The sequence below is a fragment of the Candidatus Planktophila sp. genome (genome assembly GCF_046070465.1).
GTDB lineage: Bacteria > Actinomycetota > Actinomycetes > Nanopelagicales > Nanopelagicaceae > Planktophila.
Window position 1 is genome coordinate 1 of the sequence record NZ_JBJTMK010000102.1, and the last position, 5,554, is coordinate 5,554.

A 5,554-nucleotide genomic window follows, 5' to 3' on the forward strand; every position below is an offset into this window, starting at 1 on the left:
TAGGCATCAGATGTGACCTTTCTTCTATCGCGTAGGACTAGTGCCACAGTCTAAAGAAGTGAGACGATAGGCGCGAATTAATAGCGACGGAGGGCTTCATGAAGAAGGTGTTTGGCATTGCGGCTATTGCACTAGGGCTGCTGATTTCTCCTACAGCCAGCGCAAATACCCTCGTCTCCACCAGCCCGACTTCAGGTCAATCTCTTGAAGCAGCTCCAAGCGCCGTCACTATTACAACTGAACTTCCACTGATGGATTCAGGCAATGATGTCGTAGTCACAGATCCTTCAGGAATCCGTGTCGACGATGGAACCCTGACTATTGCAGGAACAGATGCCGTTGTAGGTCTGAAGAACTTTGTGCGTTCTGGAATTTACACCGTGACATACACACTTCTGGCAGAAAATGATGTTCCGCTGTCAGGTTCATTTACCTTTAACTTTGCTGAACCAACTGTCGTTGCCACCGTTGCGCCAGAACCAACACAGCCTCCAGCTCCATCTGGTAATAATGCAGGCACAACAATTTTTGTTCTTGGACTGTTACTCGCAGCCCTAGTCGTCACAGTTGCGCTCGCTCGTTACGCTCGAAAGCTGTATAGCGAGAAATGATTTTTAATCAAGGCGCGTTTTATCTACTCGCCTTCACGACAATCGGAACACTTTTGGCGGCATCGCTTCTGGTTATTAATAACGGTGGCGCACTCACTGCATCTGCAATTGCAGTAAAGAAAAAATCCTCGCTATTGGCGATGCTCTGGTTTCTGACATCTTTCTTTGCAGTGATCTTTAAGGTTCGCGATATCCTCAATGGCGAAACTCTCGACAGCACCACGCTCAATTCGTACTTAACTCAAACCAATCTCGGAAAGTCGATGTTTTTCCAGATGATTGGACTTGCCATTCTGACTGTGGCTCTACCGTTCATTAAGCGTGTCATTCCACTCGTAATTCTGATTGGAATCGCACTGCTCTCGCTGATTGCTCCAATTTTCCAAAGCCACGCGGCTTCTAATGGTTCGCACAGTTTGGCTATCGGAGCACTCGTTACTCACGTTGTCGCACTCTCACTATGGGTTGGAGGCCTTGCAGGAATTCTCTTTATTCCGAAAGACGAGCGCATCACAGCCCTATACCGCTTCTCCGTGTTGGCGCTGTGGGCAGCAATAGCAGTTGTTTTCAGTGGAGTTGCTACTGCATGGACTCGCTTGAATAACGCCAGTGCATGGAATACGCAGTATGCATATGTAGTCATTGCAAAAGTAATTTTGACTATCGCACTCTTTGCAATGGGTTATGCAAATCGCAAAGCACTCGCCTCTCGCGATGAATTGCGACTTCAAGAATTATTGCGCTTGATCTCGGTAGAAGCGATGGTGATGACCGCGGTTGTCTTGCTGGGAAGTTGGTTATCCCAAATCCAGCCACCTACTGGCGACACCTCAAACCTCACTGAAGCACAATTGATTGTGGGAATGCCTACACCACCACCACCATCGTTAATAAATATATTGAAGCTCTACAACCCTGATGCGCTGATGATTGCTCTTTTAATTACCGCAGTCGCCCTCTACATCAAGGGTGTATCAGTGTTGAAATCTCGTGGAGATAGTTGGCCAGTAGGGCGCACGATTGCCTTTGCATCCGGAATCGCACTCATCGATTTTGCGACTTCAGGTGGTCTCGGGGTCTATGCACTATTCTCATTTGAATATCACATGATGGCGCACATGTTGTTGGGAATGATTGCACCCATTGGTTTAGTGCTCGGCGCACCAATCACGTTAGCTCTTCGCACATTGCCTCAAGGTCGAAATTCTGAGGAGCGTGGCGTACGTGCACTTGCCTTAACTGCATTGCATTCTCGTTATTCAGTAATTCTTAATAACCCTGTCACTGCACTCGCACTCTTTGATGGCTCGCTCTTTGTTCTCTACTTCACCGATTTATTCGGAAATTTAATGAGCAACCACGCGGGACATCTCTTCATGAATATCCACTTTATTCTTGCGGGATTCCTGTTCTTCCATGTCATCATCGGTATCGATCCCAATCCGCGTAAATACCCACACATTGTGCGGATAGTGATTCTCTTCGGTGCTATGAGCCTGCACGCCTTCTTCTCTGTTGCCCTGATGTCTGAAACCACGCTAATAGATGGTGGTTACTACGGTTCACTCAATACTTCTTGGCTACCTGACCTTCTGCTCGATCAGAACAGGGGCGGAACAATTGGATGGGCAATGGGCGAGATTCCAATTATTTTGGCCCTCATTGCCACCTTTATCTTGTGGGTTCGCGACGATAAGCGCGAGACTGTGCGCATTGATCGCAATGAGGCACGGCTTGCTGCTATGGGCGAACCTGATGAACTCGCGCAATACAACGCATATCTCGATACTCTTAACAAGCGCAATCTCAAGGGAGAGAAACAATGACGCTCAAGGATGTATTTGTACTTCCATCTGAATACAACGATCTTCGTGATTCAGTGCGAGCGTTATCCGAGAAAGAGATCGCACCCTTTGCTCAAGCGGTCGATGAAGATCATCGTTATCCGCAAGAAGCCCATGATGCGCTGGTCAAGAATGGACTGTTTGCGGCACATGTTCCTACCGAAAACGGTGGTGATGGTGCAGATGCACTGGCGATGGTAATTGTCATCGAGGAGATTGCTCGCGTCTGCGGTTCAGCATCATTGATTCCAGCTGTTAACAAACTTGGTTCCTTCCCACTGATTCTTGGAGGAAACACTGAACAGAAAAATAAGTGGCTTCCACAATTAGCAAAAGGAAAAGGATTCTCATATTGCCTCTCTGAATCTGAGGCAGGATCCGATGCCGCATCACTGAAGACAAAGGCCGAGCGCGTTGGGGATAAATGGGTCATTAACGGCAGCAAGAAGTGGATTTCTAACGCTGGTGAATCAGAGTTCTATACAGTCATTGCACAGACAGACCCGACTCTTGGGTCCAAGGGCATCACTGCATTTGTTGTAGAAAAGTCAGACCCAGGAATTTCATTTGGCGCACCGGAGAAGAAGATGGGTTTCCGCGGTTCACCAACGCGTGAGGTCTACTTCGACAACGTAACTATTGGCGATGATCGCCGTATCTCTGAAATCGGTAAGGGCTTTGCACTCGCCATGGATACCTTAGATCACACCCGCATCACTATTGCGGCACAGGCTTTGGGCCTTGCTCAAGGTGCATTCGATGCCGCAAAGAAGTATTCCCATGAGCGCAAGCAGTTCGGCAAGGAGATCTTTGATTTCCAAGGTGTTCAATTTATGTTGGCAGATATGGCAATCGCCATCGAATCTGCTCGCCAACTCACTTATGCAGCGGCTGCAAAGTCCGAGCGCAATGATCCAGACCTTAAGTTTTTCTCAGCTGCCTGTAAGACTCTGGCAACTGATGTTGCTATGAAGGTTACAACTGATGCCGTACAGGTATTAGGTGGTTACGGTTACGTGAGTGATTATCCAGTCGAGCGCATGATGCGTGATGCCAAGTTAACTCAGATTTACGAGGGTACTAATCAGATTCAGCGCATTGTTGTCGCGCGTAATCTTCCTTAATTACCAGCTATCCATTGCGATATCCCATGGTTCGCGTGGAAGGTCATGCTCCATACGTTCGTATGAGTAGACAACACCATGCTTGTGGGCGCGAAGTAGTGGAAGTGCTCGGTCGTAATAACCCCCACCTTTTCCGAGGCGATAACCATCAGGATCGATGGCAAGCGCCGGGACTAAAACAACATCAATTGAATCTAATTTTGTAAAAATTGGGCCGATGGGTTCTGTGAACTTTCCATTTACTTGCAAAGTTTCTGCAGTGCCATTCCAATCTACCCATTCAATGTGATCGCCATTGATGCGGGGGAGAATCAGGGTCTTTCCTGATGCAACAATTACGCGATTAAGTGCGATAGTGCTTGGCTCGCTCCCGTATGAATAATAGGAAGCGATGACATGTGCCCGTGAAATCTCTGGAATTTCTAAGAGATGTAACAAGTTGTGTTCTACATAACGTTCTTCGCGTTGTGCGCGCAGGCGACGTCGCAAACTCTCTTTCATTTCAGCGCGACTGGTTGCCATGGAAATCCCCTATAAATATGCTCTCAACAAGTAAGGTTACTGTCTATGTCCGATCGTGTGCGCGTTGATGAGGTTCTTGCCTCACTCTTAAATCTTTGCACCCCGCTCGAACCTTTCGATATGCCACTTCTCGATGCACATGGTGCGACTCTCGCTGAAGATATTTATGCTGGAGAACGTCTTGTCATGAAGGCAGGTAGCCGAATTCGGTCAACGCAGATTGGCCTCGCCGCATCTATCGGGCTGGATCACTTGCCAACTCGACCACATCCACGTGTCGTTGTTATCTCAGCAGGTCCAGATTTAGTAGAGCCCGGATTAGATCTGACTGGCGATGAAGAGTACGAGACAAATTCATGGCTTCTCACGACAGCTGTTCGCGAAACAGGGGCTGTCGCATATCGCGTGCACTCAATCCCTGAGAATGAGGATGAGCTCAAGGATGCGATTGAAGACCAATTAGTCCGCGCAGACTTGGTCATCATTAGCGGAGAGCGCCACGATGACTCATTCGATTTAATTACTCGCACCTTGCGCCAGCTCGGAGATATCACTGAAGTTGAAATCGCCATCGATTCCAGCGGACGTCACAACTTCGGCACCATTGGCCCAGATAAGGTCCCTGTAGTCACACTTCCTGGCGACCCAATCGCCGCTTACATCTCATTCGAACTTCTAGTGCGCCCGATGATTCGCACCATGTTGGGCGCGGCAACGATCCATCGCCCATCGGTAAAGGCGCGTCTAGAAAAAGGCCTCTCCTCAATATCTGGAGTGCGCTCATATATTCGCGGTGTTCTCAGCGAAGATGGAAAGTCTGTTACCCCGCTTGGATCACAAGATGAGCAGGCAACTTTGTCGGATGCCAATGCCTTTATCGCCGTGCCTGAAGGTGATGCCGATGTTGCCGCAGGTGCTGAAGTAACAGTCGTAGTTCTCGAACGCCGCTATATCTAACGATATGTGGCCGATAACTCTCCACGGTGAGCAGATCGAACTTCGTCCACCAAAGTTCTCAGATAAATCCCAGTGGAATCGTGTGCGCGCTGAAAATAGAGAGTGGCTCGCACCGTGGGAGGCCACACTTCCGCAGACTCCAGTGGGCGCCCCAGCAAGCGAATTCCTCACTAAGCGCCCCTCCTTTTTTTCGATGGTCCGCGCTCTCAATCATGAAGCCCGTGCAGGTCGTTCATATTCATTCATGATCTGGCATGAGCGAAACCTGGTTGGCCAGATTACGATGGGCGGAGTTATCTATGGCGCGCTCCGCGGTGCCCACATTGGATATTGGATTGATAAGAATTATGCAGGACGCGGATTTACCACCGATGCGGTCAATACAGTGACCCGCTTTGGCTTCGACGCCCTTGGCCTTCATCGCATCGAAATCAATATCCGCCCTGAAAATGCAGCATCAATCCGTGTAGCCGAGAAAGCCGGATATACCTTTGAG

General features: G+C 48.9%; 6 protein-coding genes. 5 read left to right on the plus strand and 1 reads right to left on the minus strand.

What is annotated here, in order from left to right:
- The first annotated feature begins 98 nt into the window (after window positions 1-98).
- From ACKOVI_RS04655 to ACKOVI_RS04665, 3 genes are read left to right on the plus strand one after another with little or no spacing between them, the layout of a single operon-like run.
- The gene (locus ACKOVI_RS04655; protein ID WP_509602890.1) at window positions 99-611 is read left to right on the plus strand and encodes a copper resistance CopC family protein; all 513 of its coding nucleotides are present in this window, start codon (window positions 99-101) and stop codon (window positions 609-611) included.
- On the plus strand, window positions 608-2,437 hold the full coding sequence (locus tag ACKOVI_RS04660) for a bifunctional copper resistance protein CopD/cytochrome c oxidase assembly protein (RefSeq protein WP_509602891.1): 1,830 nt from the start codon (window positions 608-610) through the stop codon (window positions 2,435-2,437). Before ACKOVI_RS04655 ends, ACKOVI_RS04660 begins: the two co-directional genes overlap by 4 nt.
- On the plus strand, window positions 2,434-3,579 hold the full coding sequence (locus ACKOVI_RS04665) for an acyl-CoA dehydrogenase family protein (RefSeq protein WP_509602892.1): 1,146 nt from the start codon (window positions 2,434-2,436) through the stop codon (window positions 3,577-3,579). The genes ACKOVI_RS04660 and ACKOVI_RS04665 overlap by 4 nt, the downstream gene beginning before the upstream one ends.
- Here ACKOVI_RS04665 and ACKOVI_RS04670 read toward each other — a convergent pair whose 3' ends face one another.
- Window positions 3,580-4,101, minus strand: coding sequence for a 5-formyltetrahydrofolate cyclo-ligase (locus ACKOVI_RS04670; RefSeq protein ID WP_509602893.1), 522 nt, complete (start codon window positions 4,099-4,101; stop codon window positions 3,580-3,582).
- 45 nt (window positions 4,102-4,146) lie between these two features.
- Here ACKOVI_RS04670 and ACKOVI_RS04675 point away from each other — a divergent pair, with 45 nt between their 5' ends.
- Entirely contained in the window at window positions 4,147-5,058 is a 912-nt protein-coding gene (locus ACKOVI_RS04675; RefSeq protein WP_509602894.1) for a molybdopterin-binding protein, read from the plus strand.
- A 4-nt stretch (window positions 5,059-5,062) separates the two neighbouring features.
- Window positions 5,063-5,554 (plus strand): GNAT family N-acetyltransferase (locus ACKOVI_RS04680; RefSeq protein WP_509602895.1); only part of this gene is annotated, 492 nt, incomplete at its 3' end.